The sequence below is a fragment of the Streptococcus sp. GMD4S genome, assembly GCF_000296955.1.
Genome location: NZ_AJRE01000032.1, coordinates 14,790 through 32,867 on the forward strand (window position 1 = coordinate 14,790; position 18,078 = coordinate 32,867).

Here is an 18,078-nt window from a genome sequence, read left to right on the forward strand (position 1 = left end):
TTATGATATACTGGTACCGTAATTATATCCTTACAGAGGTTAAGTAAGGGTTTCAGTACACGTCAATAGATGTCAAAATATTGATTTTAAGCGATTTTTGATTTTTGGAAACTCATTATATCGCACTACAAATCAATAAAAACTCTACCTTTTACTCTACCTTTTTTAGATAAATATATCATCTGGATATTGAAGTTAAGCCCTGCTATCATTTCGATGGCAGGGCTTTTTAATGTTTGGGACACTACCTTCTTATCTATATTTTGATGGAGCTGAAGTTGACATCTACAAAGTTTAATGTTAAAATACATTCAAAAATATATTTGAATGAGGTGCTTTATGGTTCAAAATGTTGTTACTTCAATAATCCTGTATTCTGGGACAGCCGTAGACTTACTTATTATCCTAATGTTATTTTTTGCCAAAAGAAAAAGCAGAAAAGACATCATTAACATCTATTTAGGACAATTTCTAGGCTCTGTTAGTCTAATATTGCTAAGTTTACTTTTTGCATTTGTCTTAAATTATATTCCTAGTAAAGAGATTTTAGGTTTGCTCGGTTTGATTCCAATTTTCCTAGGACTCAAAGTTTTGCTTTTAGGAGATTCTGATGGAGAAGCTATTGCAAAAGATGGTTTGCGCAAAGATAATAAAAACCTGATTTTTCTAGTCGCTATGATTACTTTTGCAAGTTGTGGTGCTGACAATATTGGTGTTTTTGTCCCATATTTTATTACCTTAAATTTAGCGAATTTGATAGTGGCTTTACTTACCTTTCTAGTCATGATTTATCTCTTGGTTTTTTCTGCCCAAAAATTGGCACAAGTCCCTTCTGTTGGAGAAACTTTGGAAAAATATAGCAGATGGTTTATTGCCGTTGTTTATTTAGGACTGGGGATGTATATCCTGATTGAAAACAACAGCTTTAACATGCTAAGGACTGTGTTCGGCTAGGAGAAAAAATTATGAAAAAAGATAGTATCTGCCAAGTGAATATTATAAATCAGCAAAATGTTACAACCGCAACGAACTACCTTGAAAAGGAAAAAGTCCAAAAATCACTTCGTATTTTATCAAAGTTTACCGATAATAAACAGATAAATATCATCTTTTATCTCCTTGCTGTTGAAGAACTCTGTGTCTGTGATATAGCCTGTTTACTAAATCTCAGTATGGCATCTGCCTCCCACCATCTTCGTAAACTAGCCAATCAAAACATCTTGGATACTAGAAGAGAGGGGAAAATTATATATTATTTTATAAAAGATGAGGAAATCAAAGACTTTTTTAATCAACTAGGATAACAACTATTTTTACTACTTTATCATGATTATATATAGGACTTATCTATGAAATTTTTTGATAAAAATTACTCACATGAAAGACTACTCGTAGCAAATCTTTAAGAAAAAAGTATAATTTAAAGCAAAGCGACCTAGGTAATGCAGGTCAAGTTAGCCAAGTTTAAAAGGGAGAAATCTGAAAGAAAATGTATCTTTGATAGTAGTCATTTATTGTGAAATATGATATATTTATTGATTAGATGGATGAATATTTCTAAAGTTAAATAAAATATGACAGATACATGCTTTTTAGTGTATCTTGTTTGTACTCAAAATATGAAGTGACTATCCAATATTTAAGATTAATAAATATTATACGATGAGATAGAATACTACAAAATGAAAGGCAACGTAATCTGATGAAGAAAGATAGATTAATTGCATTGACAGATGCTGTTCTAGCAATTATTATGACCATTTTGATTTTAGAGTTAGAAAAACCAACGACACCAAGTCTTCAAGCTTTTTGGGATTTACGGCAAAATTTCTTTGCTTATTTTCTTTCCTTTTTCTGGTTGGGATCGTTATGGATGGCACTAAACACATTATGGGAAAAGGTTGAGAAAATTTCCTCAGAAATTATTTGGTGGAATTTGTTTCTACTCTTGGAGCGGCAGGAGTTCTCTTTGGAGAATTTCATGCCATCCAAGATACCAGTCTGAATGATGTGGTGGACCGGATCTATATAAATGTCAAGGATTTACCGTTTCAGTCCTTGGGAGCTTTAGCTAATATCCTGTCTGATGTTAAGAAGGGACTGATTCAAGACAGTCATATCTGGTCTTTCTTCCAGTCATTTTTCAAACAATATCAGTTGATAATCAGCTTAAATCAGATCTATCAGTTTGTCTATCTTTCTCTGATGGAGATCATGTCCTATCTTCACTTTGATTATTGGAAAAAACGGCTCGGTCAGGAGCTAGTATGAATAAGGAGAACAAATGAGACGTTTAAAAATGTTATGGCATATTATACAGGTTACGGGTTTTACTCGGTTTGCTCTGAGTTTTGTGACCTTTGTTTTTGGGTCAGGAGGCGTGCTTTTCCTAGTTGAACCTGCTATCACAAATTACGGAGACGGTCTTTGGTATGCTTTTGTGACTTCGACGACTGTCGGCTACGGGGATCTCCTAGCTGTGACCTTGATTGGAAGGATTACCAGTGTCTTCTTGACGATTTATGGGCTCATATTTTTTGGCTGTTTATCAGCTGTTATTATTAATTATTATACCGATTTAAATAAGGAAAGAGGAGAGGACAAATGACTGCCAATTATTCAACACGGGAATACCGTGAGAAATTATACGATGACCTTCATGTTCGATTGAGAGATACAGCGATTTTGATGTGTGCAATTTTTATTGCCTCTATCGGTCTAAATATGAATTCAACAGCTGTTATTATTGGAGCCATGTTAATTTCACCTCTCATGACACCGATTGTTGGACTGGGATTCGGTTTAGCTATTTTTGATACGCGTTTAATCAAGCAATCTCTAGAGGTTTTATTGACTCAAGTGTTGGTCAGTTTGCTTGTCTCGACTCTGTATTTCTGGATTTCTCCCTTGTCTTATGCAAGTAGCGAGTTGATCGCACGAACCTCTCCAACCATTTGGGATGTTCTCATTGCTATTGCTGGTGGGATTGCTGGTGTGATCGGTTCAAGGAAAAAAGAAGCAAACAATATCGTGCCAGGAGTAGCCATTGCTACAGCTTTGATGCCGCCTATCTGTACTGCTGGCTATGGTTTAGCTAATGGGAATGTACGATTTTTATTGGGGGCTCTCTATCTTTTCTTGATCAACTGTGTCTTTATCATGCTAGCCAACATTGTTGGAACAAGAATTTTGATGAGAAAATCTCCTTTAACTTCATTTAAAGAGCTGAGCATTAAAATGAGAATTGGCTTGATTTCTTTGATTGTATTGTTGATTCTTCCAGCTAGCTATTCGGCAGTTACTCTGACAATAGAACAAGCGCGCAAAGAAGGGATCAAACAGTTTGTAGGAAAAGAGTTCGCCAATTATACGGTTATTAATCAAGTCTACAAGTCAAGTAACAATGAATTGGTCTTGACGGTTGTTGGAGATCCGATTTCAGAAGAAGAATTAGAAACACTCCACCAAAAACAAGCCTCTTACGGTATTCAATCTGTTCAATTGAAAGTGAATCAAGTTCAGAACTCGCCAACATTAGATAGTGAAGCGACCAAGGAATTTTATGAAAACATTGACAAGTATATTGATCAAAAACTCTCTGAAAAAGATTCACAAAACGATCTCGTAAAAGAAAATGAAGCAGACAAGGATTGAGGACAATGAACTGAATCGGTTTTTACGCCGTGTTTTTCTTGTATCTTCCTCTTTCTTACTTATAGCAGGTTGTTTTTGCTTGAATAAGAAATAAATTAGAAGTTCTATCATCTAAGAAAAATGATGAAAAAAATCATTTAACTAATGGTGTGAACGTTTAGTGTTTATCAGCTCCATTCTCTGTAATTTTGGGGGTAAAATCCACACCATTTAGATAAAATTAGTTGAATTTGATTGGAAAAACGCTTTTATAAAAGCGGAGAAAAGTCTTGATATTACGCTGTTTTTAGTCCAACTGAAATTCATACTTTCCAAACCAGGTCTTAAGAAAAAAGGTAGAGAAAAAGGTAGAGTTTGGATTGAAATACAGTGCAATATATCGCATTTGGCAAAAAGAAAAAACGCTTTAAATCAGCGTTTTTCTTATGTATTGATTCGTATTGAACCCCTACTTAACTTCTGTAAACACTACGTGCTTGCGAAGTTTTGGTGAGTATTTCTTCAATTGAAGACGGTCTGGAGTGTTACGTTTGTTTTTAGAAGTAAGGTACAAGCGTTCACCAGATTCTTTGTGTTCAAGTGTGATATTTACGCGCATGGTATCTCCCTTCTATTATTCAGCTGATGCAGCTTTAGCGATTTTACGTCCTTTGTAGTATCCTTTAAGTGATACGCGGTGAGAACGTGAGTAATCTCCAGTAGTTTCGTCAAAGTTTACAGATGGAGCTGTTACTTTGTAGTGTGTACGACGTTTGTTTTTCTTCGCTTTTGAGGTGCGACGTGCAGGTACTGCCATTTTCTTTTCTCCTTTAGGTATTTAAATTCGATTCAATCTAGTGATTTTCATCAACCATACTAGGATAACACATTTTTTTTGTAAAGTAAAGTTACTTGACAAAAAAAGATAAAAAAATTAGAAGCTAGTAATCGAAATTTTCTGAAAATTCAAGAATTTTATTCTGTTCTTCATGCGGAAATTGTGCTATAATGGTAAAAACTGAAATGGGAGGGAACAAATGACAGAATTAGATACACGTCACCGCAGTAGCGTTTATGACAGTATGGTGAAATCACCAAACCGTGCCATGCTTCGTGCCACTGGAATGACAGATAAGGACTTTGAAACACCGATTGTGGGAGTGATTTCAACTTGGGCGGAAAATACACCATGTAACATTCACTTGCATGATTTTGGGAAATTGGCTAAAGAAGGTGTCAAATCTGCGGGCGCTTGGCCTGTTCAGTTTGGAACCATTACCGTAGCAGACGGGATCGCCATGGGAACGCCTGGTATGCGTTTCTCTCTAACATCTCGTGACATCATCGCGGACTCTATTGAGGCTGCGATGGGTGGTCACAACGTGGATGCCTTTGTCGCTATCGGTGGCTGTGACAAGAACATGCCTGGTTCTATGATTGCCATTGCCAATATGGATATTCCAGCTATTTTCGCCTATGGTGGTACTATTGCACCGGGAAATCTTGATGGCAAAGACATTGACTTGGTTTCTGTCTTTGAGGGTATCGGAAAATGGAACCATGGTGACATGACAGCTGAGGACGTGAAACGTCTCGAATGTAATGCCTGCCCTGGCCCTGGTGGCTGTGGTGGTATGTATACAGCTAATACCATGGCAACTGCTATCGAAGTTCTCGGTATGAGTTTGCCAGGATCTTCATCTCATCCAGCTGAATCAGCTGACAAGAAAGAAGATATCGAAGCAGCAGGACGTGCTGTTGTCAAGATGCTGGAGCTTGGTCTCAAACCATCAGATATCTTGACTCGTGAAGCTTTTGAAGATGCCATCACTGTAACTATGGCTCTCGGTGGTTCTACAAATGCCACTCTTCACTTGCTTGCCATTGCCCATGCGGCTAATGTTGACTTGTCACTTGAGGACTTCAATACGATCCAAGAGCGCGTGCCTCACTTGGCTGACTTGAAACCATCTGGTCAGTATGTCTTTCAAGACCTCTACGAAGTCGGTGGTGTCCCTGCGGTTATGAAATACCTCTTGGCAAATGGTTTCCTTCATGGCGACCGCATCACATGTACTGGTAAGACAGTCGCTGAAAACTTGGCTGACTTTGCAGACCTTACACCAGGCCAAAAAGTCATTATGCCACTTGAAAATCCAAAACGTGCAGACGGTCCGCTTATCATCTTGAATGGGAACCTTGCCCCTGATGGTGCGGTTGCTAAAGTATCAGGTGTGAAAGTGCGTCGCCACGTTGGACCAGCTAAGGTCTTTGACTCAGAAGAAGATGCTATCCAGGCTGTTCTGACAGATGAAATCGTTGATGGCGATGTAGTTGTTGTCCGTTTCGTTGGGCCTAAGGGTGGTCCTGGTATGCCTGAGATGCTATCCCTTTCATCCATGATCGTTGGTAAAGGTCAAGGAGACAAGGTTGCCCTCTTGACGGATGGACGCTTCTCTGGTGGTACTTATGGTCTGGTTGTCGGACATATCGCTCCTGAAGCTCAGGATGGTGGACCGATTGCTTACCTCCGTACAGGTGATATCGTTACGGTTGACCAAGATACCAAAGAAATTTCCATGGCCGTATCAGAAGAAGAACTTGAAAAACGCAAGGCAGAAACAACATTGCCACCTCTTTACAGCCGTGGTGTTCTCGGTAAATATGCCCATATCGTATCATCTGCTTCACGCGGAGCCGTGACAGACTTCTGGAATATGGACAAGTCAGGTAAAAAGTAAACTCAAAAAGCAAGCCATTTTGGCTTGCTTTTTTTCATCTTCTTCAAAAATGATTTGCCTGCTTATACTCAATAAAAATCAAAGAGCAAACTAGAAAGCTAGGCGCAGGTTGCTCAAAGCACAGCTTTGAGGTTGGAGATAAAGCTGACGTGGTTTGAAGAGATTTTTGAAGAGTATTAACGAGGTGGCAGTCCAAGGGCAATACGGCCGTAGCGACTGATTCGTGTAATCTTCCAGGCAGGCGACCAGGTAACTTCAACCTTGACATCTTCGATACCCTCTATTTGTTTCAGACCTGCCACGATTTCGATAGGCAGGCTTTCAGCGCAATCACAGGCAGTATCGGTGAAGGTCATGACAATCTTACAGAGACCCGTTTCATCCAGATTGATTTCATAAATCAGTCCTAGATTGTAAACATCCAATTCCACATCTGTATCAAAAACCTTCTCTAGTTTTTCGATAATTTGGTCTTGTAAGGCCAAAGCGCGGTCATTGATTTTGATATCGTCTCTCATAACAGTCCCTCCACCTGATAAATATCCTCTATTTTCTCATAATTCTGACAATTTGGCAAGTTTTTGATGAATTTTCTGAAAAGACTCTCTTGAGATTTTCTGCTCTCACTGTTTTAATCCCTCTATTTGTGGTAAAATAAGACTATTAAGTTTAAAGAGGATTCCCTATGAAATTACAAAAACCAAAAGGAACGCAGGATATTTTACCTGCTGAGTCTGCCAAGTGGCAGTACGTTGAGGGCTTTGCCCGTGAAATTTTCAAGCGCTATAACTATGCAGAAGTGCGCACGCCTATTTTTGAGCATTACGAGGTCATCAGTCGCTCTGTCGGAGACACAACAGATATCGTAACCAAGGAAATGTATGATTTCTATGACAAGGGTGATCGTCATATCACCCTTCGTCCAGAAGGAACTGCGCCCGTTGTCCGTTCCTATGTGGAAAATAAACTCTTCGCACCAGAAGTGCAAAAGCCAAGCAAGTTCTACTATATGGGCCCTATGTTCCGTTATGAGCGTCCACAAGCAGGTCGTTTACGCCAGTTCCACCAGATTGGTGTCGAGTGTTTTGGCTCTAGCAATCCAGCTACCGATGTGGAAACTATCGCGATGGCAGCTTATTTCTTGAAAGAAATCGGCATCCAAGGTGTGAAATTGCACCTTAACACTCTGGGAAATCCTGAGAGCCGTGCGGCTTATCGTCAAGCCTTGATCGACTATTTAACACCGCTCAAGGAGACCTTGTCGAAGGATAGCCAACGTCGTTTGGAGGAAAATCCTCTCCGTGTCTTGGACTCTAAGGAAAAAGAAGACAAGGTAGCAGTAGAGAATGCGCCGTCTATCTTGGATTTCCTTGATGAGGAAAGCCAAGCTCATTTTGATGCCGTCCGTCAGATGTTGGAAAATCTGGGTGTAGACTATATCATCGATACCAATATGGTGCGCGGTCTGGACTATTACAACCACACGATTTTCGAGTTCATTACTGAGATTGAGGGCAATGACTTGACGGTCTGTGCGGGTGGTCGCTACGATGGTTTGGTTGCTTACTTTGGTGGTCCTGAAACTGCTGGATTTGGATTTGGCCTTGGTGTAGAGCGCCTGCTTCTCATTCTTGAAAAGCAAGGTGTGGCCCTCCCTATCGAAAACGCTCTAGATGTTTATATCGCAGTCTTGGGTGAAGGAGCAAATGTTAAGGCCTTGGAATTGGTACAAGCCCTTCGCCAACAAGGATTCAAAGCAGAGCGTGACTACCTCAACCGGAAGCTTAAAGCTCAGTTCAAGTCAGCCGATGTCTTTGCGGCTAAGACTCTCATCACGCTAGGGGAGAGCGAAGTCGAAAGCGGACAAGTGACGGTTAAGAACAACCAAACACGAGAAGAAGTTCAAGTGTCACTTGATGCTATCAATCAAAATTTCTCAGAAATCTTTGAAAAATTAGGCTTTTAATAGTAGAAAAACCGGTCAGGACCTTACTCCTGACCGTTTTCTTTTGCAAAATGACAAAAATCATAAACTTTTTGACAAATATACTTGTCAAAAAGAAAAAGATGTGTTACAATATAAGTAAGTTAAGAGTAAAGGAGAAAGGAATGCTTAAAAATCGTTTAAAAGAGCTTCGGGCTCGCGATGGTCTCAATCAGACCGAACTTGCCAAGCTAGCAGGAGTTTCCAGACAGACCATCAGTTTGTTAGAACGGGATGAGTACACCCCATCCATCGTTATTGCCCTGAAGATTGCTCAGATATTCCATGAGCCAGTCGAGTCAGTCTTTCGTATAGAGGAGGATGAGGAATGAATAAGTATAAAGTAATGTATTATGTAGTTGCCATAGCTCTATTAGTCAGCGTATTTCTACTGATTGGGATGGACCTAGGCTGGTTTAATCCATATCAAAGCGACCAATTTGTTTGGGCCTACTTTGCTCTCATCCCAGTAGTTGACTGGATTGAAAAGAAATTCAAAAATCTAGCAAGTGAAAAAGGAGAATGAATATGAAAGAGTTTTTAGCGGGTTTTCAAGTCGATACTGAGCACAAAGAACTTGCGGGTGTTTGTGCAGGTTTAGGAAATTATTTTAACATTCAAGCCAATATCGTTCGTTTGGTGACAGTCTTCTTGTTTCTCTCTTCTACGGAGATTGGTATTATAACAGTAACTCTCTATGCCTATCTAGCAGGTTGGCTTGGCAATGAACCCTTGGGGGATGGAGCAAAAAAAGCTAGAAACCAAGCTATTCTCTTACTTGCTGTTTGTTTGATTTTGGTGTCACTTGGAACAGAAGGCTTGACCGCTATCTTTGAGTCAGGTAAGGACTTTGGTCAGTGGTTGGTTGGATTAGTTTAGAAAGAGGATGAATATGAAAAAGAAACGTGGATTGTTATTTTTAATGGCTTTGATCTTGGGAGGCTTCTTGGGCATGTTTGCAGGGATGTTTAAGGCCTATACCGAAAACTATGGAACCATTTTAGATGTCAAAATCGTGATTCCATGGATATCATCTATTTGTTTACTGTTAGGTTTCATTAGTATGTTTTTGACTTTCGATTTCTTAAAGAAAAGCAGAAAATTTCACTCCTTGTATCAAGAGGAAATGGATGATGATCTGAATGAAACCTATTATGTACAAATGTATCGTAATCTCGAGTTTGGAACTATTGCTTTTAATAGTGCAGGCGTAGCGATTTTTTTGGCTCTTTTCATCTCAGGTAGTGAAGTAATTGTACTAAATATCAGCTCTATAACCTTATCTCTTTCTTTTTTGGCATTAGTGATGATTTTCAGTGCTCAAAAATATCTCTATAAGACCATTGCGATCGTTCGTCAGTTTGATTTGGAATTCTTCTCTACACCAAAAGATGTCTTGGGCTATATAAACTCTTACGATGAAGGGGAGCGCAAGGCTAATTTAGAACAGAGTTTTCGAATTTTATTCCAATTAAACCAGTATGTCTTGCCAACTCTCTATTTTCTAATCGTTCTCTTTTCCTTACTGACAGGAGAGATTCAGTTACTAGCCTTCTTGCTTGTAGGAGCGATCCATATTTATATCAATGTGATGCAATTACCTATGGTAAAACGTTATTTCAAATAGGAGTCTTTTATGAAATTACTTAAAAATCTTGGCTGGTTTCTTCTAGCTGTCCTATCCTTTTACTTTGGCTATGGTCTGATTCAGAGTATGGCTTTATCAGCGCTTGACCTAGGGGCTTCGATCTTTGGAGTCTTGCCACTCTATATCGCTCTGTCAGGGGCCTATGTTTATGGAGTTTACAGATGGTATCAGACAGAAAAGGTTAGCATCCAGACGACAGCTTTTAATCGTTATATCTGGTTGCCTACTCTGGTTTTGCTAGTGGCGATTACAGCTCAGTTCTTTTTGCCAGAAGATCCGTCAGTCAATCAACAAATCGTATCACAATTGACAGTTGCTCAGCCTGTATTTGGTTTCTTTATGGTGGTAGTCTTTGCTCCTCTGACGGAAGAACTCATTTTTAGAGGGATGCTGGCGCGCTATCTCTTTCCTAAGCAGAACAACAGCAAACAGACAGCTCTGTTTCTCCTCGTATCAAGTGTGCTTTTTGCCTTGATTCATTTTCCAGGGGCTTTGCAACAGTTTTTAGTTTATGCTAGTCTGGGATTGAGTTTGGGACTGGCTTATGTAAGCCGAAAAGGTCTTCTTTACAGCATTTCTCTCCACGCTTTGAATAATTTAATCGGCTTTTTGATGATACTCATGCTATAATAGAGTCAGGAGGTCACATGAAACGAGTAATTTTATTAGCAGTGATACAGGCGGTCGTTCTCTTCTTTATCATCGGGGCACTTGCCTATGCCTTTAAAGGCGACTTCTTTTACAACTATCTAGCGGTTGTCTTTGCGCCTATTGCAGGTGTCTTGCGTTTTGCGACAGCTTATGCGACGGAGATTGTTCTACCTAAAAAGGCAGCTGAGATTGCTGAAAAGCGTAAAAAAGGTTAAGAATCATAATCAGAGAATCCGATGACGTTTTCATCGGATTTTTTGTCTGTTCGTTTTGATTTCTAAAGACAATCAAACTTTTCTGCTGATTTTCATGAAGAGCCTGCGCTTTTATGGTAAAATAGTAACAGAATAAAAGAGGAGAGAAAACATGAAACGTAGTATGTATGCTGGTCGTGTTCGTGAGGAACATATCGGACAAGAGATTACTTTGAAAGGATGGGTTGGCCGTCGTCGTGACTTGGGTGGTTTAATCTTTATCGACCTTCGTGACCGTGAAGGAATCATGCAGTTGGTTATCAACCCTGAAAAAGTATCTGCAGAGGTCATGGCAACAGCTGAAAGTCTTCGCAGTGAGTTTGTCATCGAGGTGACTGGACAAGTCGTTGCGCGTGAGCAAGCTAATGATAAATTGCCGACTGGTGCAGTTGAGTTGAACGTGACAGCTTTGACGGTGCTTAATACAGCCAAAACAACACCTTTTGAGATTAAAGATGGGATTGAGGCCAATGACGATACACGTTTGCGTTACCGTTACCTTGACCTTCGTCGTCCAGAAATGCTAGAAAACCTTAAGCTTCGTGCCAAGGTGACCCACTCTATCCGTAATTACTTGGATGAGTTGGAGTTTATCGATGTGGAGACGCCATTCCTTTCGAAGTCAACGCCAGAAGGGGCGCGTGACTATTTGGTGCCATCTCGTGTCAATAAAGGGCATTTCTACGCTCTTCCTCAAAGTCCACAAATCACTAAGCAATTGTTGATGAATGCTGGTTTCGACCGCTATTACCAAATCGTCAAATGTTTCCGTGATGAGGACTTGCGTGGTGATCGTCAGCCTGAGTTCACCCAGGTCGACTTGGAAACATCCTTCCTTACGGAGCAAGAAATCCAAGATATTACAGAAGGATTGATTGCGCGCGTGATGAAAGAAACCAAAGGCATCGAAGTAACTCTTCCATTTCCTCGTATGAAGTATGATGATGCTATGGCCTTTTACGGTTCTGATAAGCCAGATACTCGTTTTGATATGTTGCTTCAGGACTTGACAGAAGTGGTTAGAGGTGTTGATTTCAAAGTCTTTTCAGAAGCACCTGCCGTTAAAGCTATTGTGGTCAAAGGAGCTGCGGATAACTACTCACGTAAAGACATCGACAAGATGACCGAAGTAGCCAAACAGTACGGTGCCAAAGGTCTTGCTTGGGTCAAGGTAGTTGAGGGAGAATTAAATGGACCAGTTGCCAAGTTCTTGACTGGGATGCAAGCAGAATTGACTGCAGCGCTTGGTCTTGAAGACAAGGATTTGGTTCTCTTTGTGGCGGATACGCTTGAAGTAGCAAATGCAACCCTTGGTGCCCTTCGTGGACGTATTGCCAAAGAGCTTGGCTTGATTGATAACGATAAATTCAACTTCCTTTGGGTGGTTGATTGGCCAATGTTTGAATGGTCTGAAGAAGAAGGTCGCTACATGAGCGCCCACCACCCATTTACCCTTCCACAGGAAGAAACAGCTCACGAATTAGAAGGTGATTTGGCTAAGGTTCGTGCCATTGCTTACGATATCGTCTTGAACGGTTATGAGCTTGGTGGTGGTAGTCTTCGTATCAACCAAAAAGACCTTCAAGAACGCATGTTTAAGGCTCTTGGTTTCTCATCTGAAGAAGCAAATGACCAGTTTGGCTTCCTTCTTGAAGCCATGGACTATGGTTTCCCACCACATGGTGGTTTGGCTATTGGACTTGACCGTTTTGTGATGCTCTTAGCAGGAGAAGAAAATATTCGTGAAGTCATTGCCTTTCCTAAGAACAATAAGGCAACAGACCCAATGACTCAAGCTCCATCAACAGTCGCTCTCAAACAACTAGAGGAACTCAGCTTACAAGTAGAAGAAGATGAAACAAGCAAAACGAATTAAGCGGTGGCGCTATTATCTGCGCCGCTTTGCTTATCAGATAAAAATCTTACGAGTTTTACAAAGTATCTCTCGGGAAAAATATGATGAGAAAGTATCGGCTTCTCTGGTTTATGGCTTTCTGTCAGCAGTAGCAGTCAATTTCTTTTTTCAACCAGGGCACGTTTACTCCAGTGGCGCGACGGGTCTGGCACAGATTATCTCTGCCTTGAGTAATCACTGGTTTGGTTTTTACATTCCGATATCGCTAACCTTTTATGCTATCAATTTTCCGTTGATGATTTTGGCTTGGTATCAGATTGGGCATAAGTTTACAATCTTTACCTTCATCACAGTATCCATGAGTTCTCTCTTTATCCAGCTTGTACCAGTTGTGACCTTGACAGAGGATCCCATTATCAACGCCCTTTTTGGGGGTGTTGTCATGGGCTTGGGGATTGGTTTTGCGCTCCGTAACAATATTTCTAGCGGAGGTACAGATATCGTCAGTCTGACCATTCGAAAGAAAACAGGGAGAAATGTCGGTAGTATTTCTTTCTTAGTGAATGGGACGATTATGCTGATAGCAGGATTGACCTTTGGTTGGAAATACGCCCTCTACTCCATGATTACCATCTTTGTATCGAGCCGTGTGACGGATGCGGTCTTTACCAAGCAAAAACGTATGCAGGCCATGATTGTGACCAATAATCCTGACAAGGTAATCGCAAAAATCCATAAAAAATTGCACCGCGGAGCAACCATGATCCACGATGCAGAAGGGACCTATAATCATGAGAGAAAAGCAGTCTTGATTACGGTTATCACACGAGCAGAGTTTAATGATTTTAAACACATCATGAAACAGGTCGATCCGACAGCCTTTGTCTCTGTATCCGAAAATGTCCACATCCTCGGACGATTCGTAGAAACAGACAATTAATAATACTCAAAAGACCAGCCTTGGGGCTGGTCTTTATTTTTCGATAATTTTGTGTCCAATCAACTGGCGGTAACAAATCTGTTTATTGTTTTTAGCATCGTTGATGATCTGGAGAATGGTTTCAAAGGAAACGCGCCCAAGTTCTAGACTATTGATATCCACATAAGCTACGAGGTCAAGTCGAGGATTGACTGAGTCGAAGCTGAGGACAGGAACATCCAGTTTGTGCTTAGCGATATAGTCACAGGCTCCTTCGGCTAGGAGACTGTCGGTTGTGATGATAGCATCAATCTGCGGATCGTGATTGAATAGGAGTTCACTGAACTGATACCCTTTTTCTTCTAGAAATTCGGTTGCAAAGTAGATTAAGTTGGTATCAATCGGAAGTTGGTGTTGTTTGAGTGCGGACTCATAGCCAGTTAGACGATCTTGCGTTACGAAGAGTCGCTTTGTCCCCCCGATGAAGGCAATTCGTTTGCATCCTTTTTTGATGAAATACTCTGTCGCATCAAAGCCCGCCTGTACATTGTCATTATCAACAAGAGGGATAAAGGGTGAAGTAGATTTTCCGAGAATGAGGAAAGGGAACTGCTCATCGGCTACTAGCTTGACCAGAGGATCTTCTTCTTCAGCATAGAGGAAAATCAAACCATCTACACGCTTACCATAGACCATCTGAGAAATAGCTTTGAGCCGCTCTTTTGCATCTTTCCCCGTTGCAATCTGGATAGCGTAGTGGTTTTCAGACGCGACTTGGGCAATCCCTCGTAGGACAGATGGGAAGAAAGGATTTTGGTAAAAGGCATCCGAGTCATCAGGAAGCACCAGACCGATAACCTGAGTATAGCTACTTACCAAGCTACGAGCATTGAGGTTGGGATGGTAGTTGAGCTCCTTCATCGCCTTGCGAACTCGTTTTTTGGTTTCATCACTAATCGTTGATTTATTTTGGATGACGCGGGTAACAGTTGAAGGTGAGACACCTGCTGCTTTAGCCACATCTTTAATCGTCACGGGCATAAAAATCTCCTATTTATGATAATCTGGATCACGGAAATGTGTCTTGTAAAAAATAGTGACCAGATAAAGAACAAAAAGAATGTTTTGTACAGTGATAAGCGTTGTCATATTTTGGCCAAAAAGTCCCAAAATAAGCGTAATCAGAGTGGGTAATCCTAAACAGTTTAAGATAAAGTGGTAGCACTCTTTAAAGGTCCTAAATGAAAAGAGGCGTGATTTTTTGGTGATATAAAGGAGGAGACTAGCTCCAAGAGAGACAATGAAGAAATTCAATCCAAAGAGGAAGCTTGCACCAAGAACGAGAAAGAGACTGATATAGACCCGATTTTGTTGGTACCAATCTTTAGAAATGGCTTGGGTTAGATCTTCCTTACTCTGGAAACTCTCCGTTTGAATCGCGTGGTAGCGAATGCGAGTTAGTTCCTTACTTTCCTTACTGATGACGAGTTCTTCCGTATCAAAATGAAGTTGCAAGTCCTTTGGCAATTCTTTGTTTTGGCTTGGGCCAATTAAAAGAGAAGGCTGCTGATTTTTAGTTCCAGCATAGCTCAGTTTTCCATCTATTATCTGCGCATTCTCCGACAAATCCATGATCGCTTCATCTGTCAGGGGTGTGTAGACATTATCGATAAACGTATCCAGTGGATACGTTTCCTGTGAGCTGTTTTGAATGGCAATTGGAACCATAGACAAGCTGATGAGGAAAATGCTAGTAAAGAGGAGTTGAAACCAGTTGAGTCCAAAACGTTTTGACAGGGGCTTACGAAATCCCCAAATACTTGAAAAATATGAAAATGGATATGGAAGCATAGGCATCTTTCTAAAAGTGTTTTCTATATGAGTATTATTATATAGAGAAATGTGCTTTATTTCAAGTCTAGGAGACAAATTGCTTGCTTCAAGAATAGTTTTATAGTCACAAGCTCTAATACTCAATGAAAATCAAAGAGCAAACTAGGAAGCTAGCCGCAGGTTGCTCAAAGCACTGCTTTGAGGTTGTAGATAAGACTGACGAAGTCAGTTACATATATCTACGGCAAGGCGAAGCTGACGTGGTTTGAATTTGATTTTCGAAGAGTATAAAATGAAAAAGGGTGGCGGGGATAAATTATCCCTTGTCGCCACCACTTGTAAGTCCTGAAACAAAGTTCTTTTGTAGGAAGAAGAAGAGAATACAGATTGGAAGGGCGATGAGGATAGCACCTGCTGAGAAGTAGGCAATCTTCAAGTTTTTCACATTGCTGACAAAGGTCTGTAGACCAACGGCAACTGTAAAGTATTCTTTCTCACGAAGCAAGAAACTAGAGAGGATATAGTCTCCGAAAGGTCCCATGAAGGCCCAGAGCGCTTGTACTGCAACCATTGGGCGAACGAGTGGGAGAACAATTTGCCAGAAGCGACGGAAGTGTCCTGCACCATCTAGTTTTGCTGATTCATCAAGAGACATCGGTACTGTGTCGAAGTAGCCTTTCATCAACCAAGCATTCATCGGGATACCACCACCGACATATAGGAAGATGAGGAACCAGCTTTGGTTAAGGGCATTCAACATAAGGGCCATAACGAAGAAGGCTGTCAAAGCGGCCATAGTTGGCACCATTTGGATAATCAAGAAGAAGACCAAACTTTGTTTACGAGCCAAGAAGTTGTAACGGCTGTAGGCATAACCAGCAAGTACGATGATACTTGTTTGAACAGCCATTGTAATCAAGGCGATAATCAAAGTGTTGAGGTACCAAGTGCCGTACAAGGTTTCAGTGAAGAGCCCTTGGAAGTTGGCAAAGCTAAAGTCGACGTTAGCATCTAGTTTAAAAGCTACGACGTTACCAGTCTTGAAGGCTGACATAATAGTAATCAAAAGTGGATAGATAATCACGATTGAAAGACCAATCAAGTAGAGGTAAGTGAGGGTTTGAGTCAGTCTACGTTTGAGTTTGATTGAGTTATTCATCTTAGACGTCCTCCATATCAAATGCGTGTAGTTTCTTGAATGCGATCATAGAGATAGAGATGACAATGATAGAGATGATCAAGGTAACAGCTGCCGCCATAGAGTATTGAGGAGATGTACCTGTTGTCAAGCGATAAATCCATGAGATCAAGATATCAGTTGAACCGGCTCCACCACCAACGCTACCAGGACCTCCGCCGTTGAAGAGGTACATGATAGAGAAGTTGTTAAAGTTGAAGGTGTATTGGCTGATCAATGTTGGTGCTGCAACAGCCAAAATCATAGGGAAAGTGATGTTGCGGAATTTTTGCCAAGCATTGGCACCATCGATATAAGCCGCTTCGTAGAGGTCGTTAGGAATTGACTGCAAGATACCCAAAGTCAAAACGTAGATGTATGGGAATCCTAGCCAACCTTGCATCATAATCAAGGCAATCTTCGTCCAAGTTGGGTCTGTTTTCCAAGGGATAAGAGCACCGTCAAGGAAAGGAAGAACCTTAGCCAAGATAGGCAATACTTGAGTGTTGATCGCTCCGACACTATCGTTAAACATGTTTGAGAATGTCAAGATAGTGATGAAGGCTGGAACAGCCCAAGGAAGAAGGAAAATAACACCAAAGATACGTTTTCCTTTGATAAATGGTTGGTTAGCAATGATAGCAGTGAAGATACCAATCACAATCTGCAAAGTAGAAGCAGACAAGGCCCAGATGATGGTCCAAGAAAGAACCGCACCGAAGGCTGAACGGAAGGTACTTAAGCTCCAGATGTTTGTAAAGTTAGTCAAACCAACCCAGTCCAACAATTTGTTTGGTGGCAAGTGTTGGAAGTCATAGTTGGTAAAGGCAATCATCAAGGTTACGATAACTGGGAAGATAATCGCAAATGTCATAGCGACGTAAGATGGGATGATCAAGAGGTAAGGGAAACCATTCTCATAAATACCTTTGATCATATCTTTAAAAGTACGTGGGACAGGAATTCCATTGTTAATACGTTTTGCGATTGTATGTGCATCTTTAATATTTGAGAAATAAAAGAGCACATAAACGACTACAAAGATTAAATGGAAGGCACCACGAATCAGCATAAAGAGGGAATTATCACGACCTGGCTTGTCACCAAGAGTGATCAAATTGTGCAATTCAGGGGCTGCAAGTGCTAGGAAATAAAGAACAAATACGATAGTTACACCAAGGAAGATAAAACCTTTGGCCTTTTGTTTATTGTAAATCTGTCCTAACCCAGGAATCACTGAAAGCAAGGCTGCTTTGCTAGGTTGTTGGTTTTCCATGAATACTCCTTTCATAGGATACGAGATTGAAGTTTGTCTCCAATCACTAGATAGGCAACTGCAATCATTCGTAAATTTATAAAATCAAAGGGGGATTTGTATTCTCC

Annotated in this window: 23 protein-coding genes and 1 pseudogene; 16 read left to right on the forward strand and 8 right to left on the reverse strand. The window is 40.6% G+C overall.

All coding sequences use genetic code 11. From position 1 onward, the window contains the following. Positions 1 to 125 precede the first annotated feature (125 nt). The gene (locus GMD4S_RS13905; RefSeq protein WP_009013804.1) at positions 126 to 311 is read right to left on the reverse strand and encodes a hypothetical protein; all 186 of its coding nucleotides are present in this window, start codon (positions 309 to 311) and stop codon (positions 126 to 128) included. A 28-nt stretch (positions 312 to 339) separates the two neighbouring features. Here GMD4S_RS13905 and GMD4S_RS02395 point away from each other — a divergent pair, with 28 nt between their 5' ends. From GMD4S_RS02395 to GMD4S_RS02415, 6 genes and pseudogenes are all read left to right on the forward strand, one after another. Continuing rightward, the gene (locus tag GMD4S_RS02395; RefSeq protein WP_000250556.1) at positions 340 to 954 is read left to right on the forward strand and encodes a CadD family cadmium resistance transporter; all 615 of its coding nucleotides are present in this window, start codon (positions 340 to 342) and stop codon (positions 952 to 954) included. An 11-nt stretch (positions 955 to 965) separates the two neighbouring features. Further along, the gene (gene cadX / locus GMD4S_RS02400) at positions 966 to 1,304 is read left to right on the forward strand and encodes a Cd(II)/Zn(II)-sensing metalloregulatory transcriptional regulator CadX (protein WP_000711083.1); all 339 of its coding nucleotides are present in this window, start codon (positions 966 to 968) and stop codon (positions 1,302 to 1,304) included. A gap of 398 nt (positions 1,305 to 1,702) precedes the next feature. Further along, a pseudogene (locus GMD4S_RS12775) lies at positions 1,703 to 1,948 on the forward strand (TMEM175 family protein); the annotation flags it as partial. After that, entirely contained in the window at positions 1,930 to 2,271 is a 342-nt protein-coding gene (locus GMD4S_RS02405) for a hypothetical protein (protein ID WP_000397556.1), read from the forward strand. The pseudogene GMD4S_RS12775 and the gene GMD4S_RS02405, both read left to right, overlap by 19 nt. Positions 2,272 to 2,284: 13 nt before the next feature. Continuing rightward, positions 2,285 to 2,608 carry a potassium channel family protein gene (locus GMD4S_RS02410; protein WP_001253404.1) on the forward strand — a complete coding sequence of 108 codons (324 nt, stop codon included), beginning with the start codon at positions 2,285 to 2,287 and terminating at the stop codon, positions 2,606 to 2,608. After that, positions 2,605 to 3,654, forward strand: a complete 1,050-nt coding sequence (locus tag GMD4S_RS02415; RefSeq protein ID WP_000126416.1) for a DUF389 domain-containing protein — start codon at positions 2,605 to 2,607, stop codon at positions 3,652 to 3,654. The genes GMD4S_RS02410 and GMD4S_RS02415 overlap by 4 nt, the downstream gene beginning before the upstream one ends. A 448-nt stretch (positions 3,655 to 4,102) precedes the next feature. Here GMD4S_RS02415 and rpmG read toward each other — a convergent pair whose 3' ends face one another. Together rpmG and rpmF are read right to left on the reverse strand one after the other, a co-directional pair. Continuing rightward, a complete protein-coding gene (rpmG, locus tag GMD4S_RS02420; RefSeq protein WP_001265622.1) occupies positions 4,103 to 4,252 on the reverse strand; it encodes a 50S ribosomal protein L33 in 150 nt (49 codons plus the stop codon). 15 nt (positions 4,253 to 4,267) lie between these two features. Next, positions 4,268 to 4,450, reverse strand: coding sequence for a 50S ribosomal protein L32 (gene rpmF, locus GMD4S_RS02425; RefSeq protein ID WP_000290417.1), 183 nt, complete (start codon positions 4,448 to 4,450; stop codon positions 4,268 to 4,270). A gap of 220 nt (positions 4,451 to 4,670) precedes the next feature. On the opposite strand from rpmF, the gene ilvD reads away from it, so the two are divergent. Next, on the forward strand, positions 4,671 to 6,374 hold the full coding sequence (gene ilvD, locus GMD4S_RS02430; protein ID WP_000137380.1) for a dihydroxy-acid dehydratase: 1,704 nt from the start codon (positions 4,671 to 4,673) through the stop codon (positions 6,372 to 6,374). A 176-nt stretch (positions 6,375 to 6,550) separates the two neighbouring features. Here ilvD and GMD4S_RS02435 read toward each other — a convergent pair whose 3' ends face one another. Then, entirely contained in the window at positions 6,551 to 6,892 is a 342-nt protein-coding gene (locus GMD4S_RS02435; RefSeq protein WP_001204052.1) for a metal-sulfur cluster assembly factor, read from the reverse strand. Between the two features lie 167 nt (positions 6,893 to 7,059). On the opposite strand from GMD4S_RS02435, the gene hisS reads away from it, so the two are divergent. The 9 genes from hisS (at position 7,060) to GMD4S_RS02480 (ending at position 13,706) form a co-directional block, all read left to right on the forward strand. After that, a complete protein-coding gene (gene hisS / locus GMD4S_RS02440) occupies positions 7,060 to 8,340 on the forward strand; it encodes a histidine--tRNA ligase (protein ID WP_000775880.1) in 1,281 nt (426 codons plus the stop codon). Positions 8,341 to 8,483: 143 nt separating this feature from the next. Next, a complete protein-coding gene (locus GMD4S_RS02445) occupies positions 8,484 to 8,690 on the forward strand; it encodes a helix-turn-helix transcriptional regulator (protein ID WP_000916943.1) in 207 nt (68 codons plus the stop codon). Beyond that, entirely contained in the window at positions 8,687 to 8,884 is a 198-nt protein-coding gene (locus tag GMD4S_RS02450; RefSeq protein WP_001046146.1) for a hypothetical protein, read from the forward strand. The genes GMD4S_RS02445 and GMD4S_RS02450 overlap by 4 nt, the downstream gene beginning before the upstream one ends. Positions 8,885 to 8,886: 2 nt before the next feature. Continuing rightward, positions 8,887 to 9,237: a PspC domain-containing protein gene (locus GMD4S_RS02455; RefSeq protein WP_000657658.1), complete on the forward strand. Its 351-nt coding sequence runs from the start codon at positions 8,887 to 8,889 to the stop codon at positions 9,235 to 9,237. Positions 9,238 to 9,250: 13 nt separating this feature from the next. After that, on the forward strand, positions 9,251 to 9,985 hold the full coding sequence (locus tag GMD4S_RS02460) for a DUF3169 family protein (protein WP_000730198.1): 735 nt from the start codon (positions 9,251 to 9,253) through the stop codon (positions 9,983 to 9,985). 9 nt (positions 9,986 to 9,994) lie between these two features. Further along, on the forward strand, positions 9,995 to 10,636 hold the full coding sequence (locus tag GMD4S_RS02465; protein ID WP_000771227.1) for a CPBP family intramembrane glutamic endopeptidase: 642 nt from the start codon (positions 9,995 to 9,997) through the stop codon (positions 10,634 to 10,636). A 17-nt stretch (positions 10,637 to 10,653) separates the two neighbouring features. Then, complete coding sequence (locus GMD4S_RS02470) at positions 10,654 to 10,872, forward strand: hypothetical protein (protein WP_000832178.1); 219 nt, start codon at positions 10,654 to 10,656, stop codon at positions 10,870 to 10,872. 151 nt (positions 10,873 to 11,023) lie between these two features. Next, positions 11,024 to 12,787 (forward strand): aspartate--tRNA ligase, encoded by a 1,764-nt coding sequence (gene aspS / locus GMD4S_RS02475; RefSeq protein ID WP_000830905.1) that lies wholly within the window; start codon positions 11,024 to 11,026, stop codon positions 12,785 to 12,787. Next, complete coding sequence (locus GMD4S_RS02480; RefSeq protein ID WP_000806300.1) at positions 12,765 to 13,706, forward strand: YitT family protein; 942 nt, start codon at positions 12,765 to 12,767, stop codon at positions 13,704 to 13,706. Before aspS ends, GMD4S_RS02480 begins: the two co-directional genes overlap by 23 nt. Positions 13,707 to 13,739: 33 nt before the next feature. Here GMD4S_RS02480 and GMD4S_RS02485 read toward each other — a convergent pair whose 3' ends face one another. From GMD4S_RS02485 to GMD4S_RS02505, 4 genes are all read right to left on the reverse strand, one after another. Then, positions 13,740 to 14,726 (reverse strand): LacI family DNA-binding transcriptional regulator, encoded by a 987-nt coding sequence (locus GMD4S_RS02485; RefSeq protein WP_001145416.1) that lies wholly within the window; start codon positions 14,724 to 14,726, stop codon positions 13,740 to 13,742. A gap of 9 nt (positions 14,727 to 14,735) precedes the next feature. Then, complete coding sequence (locus tag GMD4S_RS02490; RefSeq protein ID WP_000938240.1) at positions 14,736 to 15,536, reverse strand: DUF1189 domain-containing protein; 801 nt, start codon at positions 15,534 to 15,536, stop codon at positions 14,736 to 14,738. A gap of 298 nt (positions 15,537 to 15,834) precedes the next feature. Then, positions 15,835 to 16,677, reverse strand: coding sequence for a sugar ABC transporter permease (locus GMD4S_RS02500; protein WP_001065656.1), 843 nt, complete (start codon positions 16,675 to 16,677; stop codon positions 15,835 to 15,837). Position 16,678: 1 nt separating this feature from the next. Beyond that, a complete protein-coding gene (locus tag GMD4S_RS02505; RefSeq protein WP_000431414.1) occupies positions 16,679 to 17,971 on the reverse strand; it encodes a carbohydrate ABC transporter permease in 1,293 nt (430 codons plus the stop codon). Positions 17,972 to 18,078 lie beyond the last annotated feature (107 nt).

Bases quoted from the DNA above. Each gene is read 5' to 3' on its own strand.
- GMD4S_RS13905 (WP_009013804.1), bottom strand. From the start codon at position 311: ATGTATTTTAACATTAAACTTTGTAGATGTCAACTTCAGCTCCATCAA.
- GMD4S_RS02395 (WP_000250556.1), top strand. From the start codon at position 340: ATGGTTCAAAATGTTGTTACTTCAATAATCCTGTATTCTGGGACAGCC.
- cadX (WP_000711083.1), top strand. From the start codon at position 966: ATGAAAAAAGATAGTATCTGCCAAGTGAATATTATAAATCAGCAAAAT.
- GMD4S_RS02410 (WP_001253404.1), top strand. From the start codon at position 2,285: ATGAGACGTTTAAAAATGTTATGGCATATTATACAGGTTACGGGTTTT.
- GMD4S_RS02415 (WP_000126416.1), top strand. From the start codon at position 2,605: ATGACTGCCAATTATTCAACACGGGAATACCGTGAGAAATTATACGAT.
- rpmG (WP_001265622.1), bottom strand. From the start codon at position 4,252: ATGCGCGTAAATATCACACTTGAACACAAAGAATCTGGTGAACGCTTG.
- rpmF (WP_000290417.1), bottom strand. From the start codon at position 4,450: ATGGCAGTACCTGCACGTCGCACCTCAAAAGCGAAGAAAAACAAACGT.
- ilvD (WP_000137380.1), top strand. From the start codon at position 4,671: ATGACAGAATTAGATACACGTCACCGCAGTAGCGTTTATGACAGTATG.
- GMD4S_RS02435 (WP_001204052.1), bottom strand. From the start codon at position 6,892: ATGAGAGACGATATCAAAATCAATGACCGCGCTTTGGCCTTACAAGAC.
- hisS (WP_000775880.1), top strand. From the start codon at position 7,060: ATGAAATTACAAAAACCAAAAGGAACGCAGGATATTTTACCTGCTGAG.
- GMD4S_RS02445 (WP_000916943.1), top strand. From the start codon at position 8,484: ATGCTTAAAAATCGTTTAAAAGAGCTTCGGGCTCGCGATGGTCTCAAT.
- GMD4S_RS02450 (WP_001046146.1), top strand. From the start codon at position 8,687: ATGAATAAGTATAAAGTAATGTATTATGTAGTTGCCATAGCTCTATTA.
- GMD4S_RS02455 (WP_000657658.1), top strand. From the start codon at position 8,887: ATGAAAGAGTTTTTAGCGGGTTTTCAAGTCGATACTGAGCACAAAGAA.
- GMD4S_RS02460 (WP_000730198.1), top strand. From the start codon at position 9,251: ATGAAAAAGAAACGTGGATTGTTATTTTTAATGGCTTTGATCTTGGGA.
- GMD4S_RS02465 (WP_000771227.1), top strand. From the start codon at position 9,995: ATGAAATTACTTAAAAATCTTGGCTGGTTTCTTCTAGCTGTCCTATCC.
- GMD4S_RS02470 (WP_000832178.1), top strand. From the start codon at position 10,654: ATGAAACGAGTAATTTTATTAGCAGTGATACAGGCGGTCGTTCTCTTC.
- aspS (WP_000830905.1), top strand. From the start codon at position 11,024: ATGAAACGTAGTATGTATGCTGGTCGTGTTCGTGAGGAACATATCGGA.
- GMD4S_RS02480 (WP_000806300.1), top strand. From the start codon at position 12,765: ATGAAACAAGCAAAACGAATTAAGCGGTGGCGCTATTATCTGCGCCGC.
- GMD4S_RS02485 (WP_001145416.1), bottom strand. From the start codon at position 14,726: ATGCCCGTGACGATTAAAGATGTGGCTAAAGCAGCAGGTGTCTCACCT.
- GMD4S_RS02490 (WP_000938240.1), bottom strand. From the start codon at position 15,536: ATGCTTCCATATCCATTTTCATATTTTTCAAGTATTTGGGGATTTCGT.
- GMD4S_RS02500 (WP_001065656.1), bottom strand. From the start codon at position 16,677: ATGAATAACTCAATCAAACTCAAACGTAGACTGACTCAAACCCTCACT.
- GMD4S_RS02505 (WP_000431414.1), bottom strand. From the start codon at position 17,971: ATGGAAAACCAACAACCTAGCAAAGCAGCCTTGCTTTCAGTGATTCCT.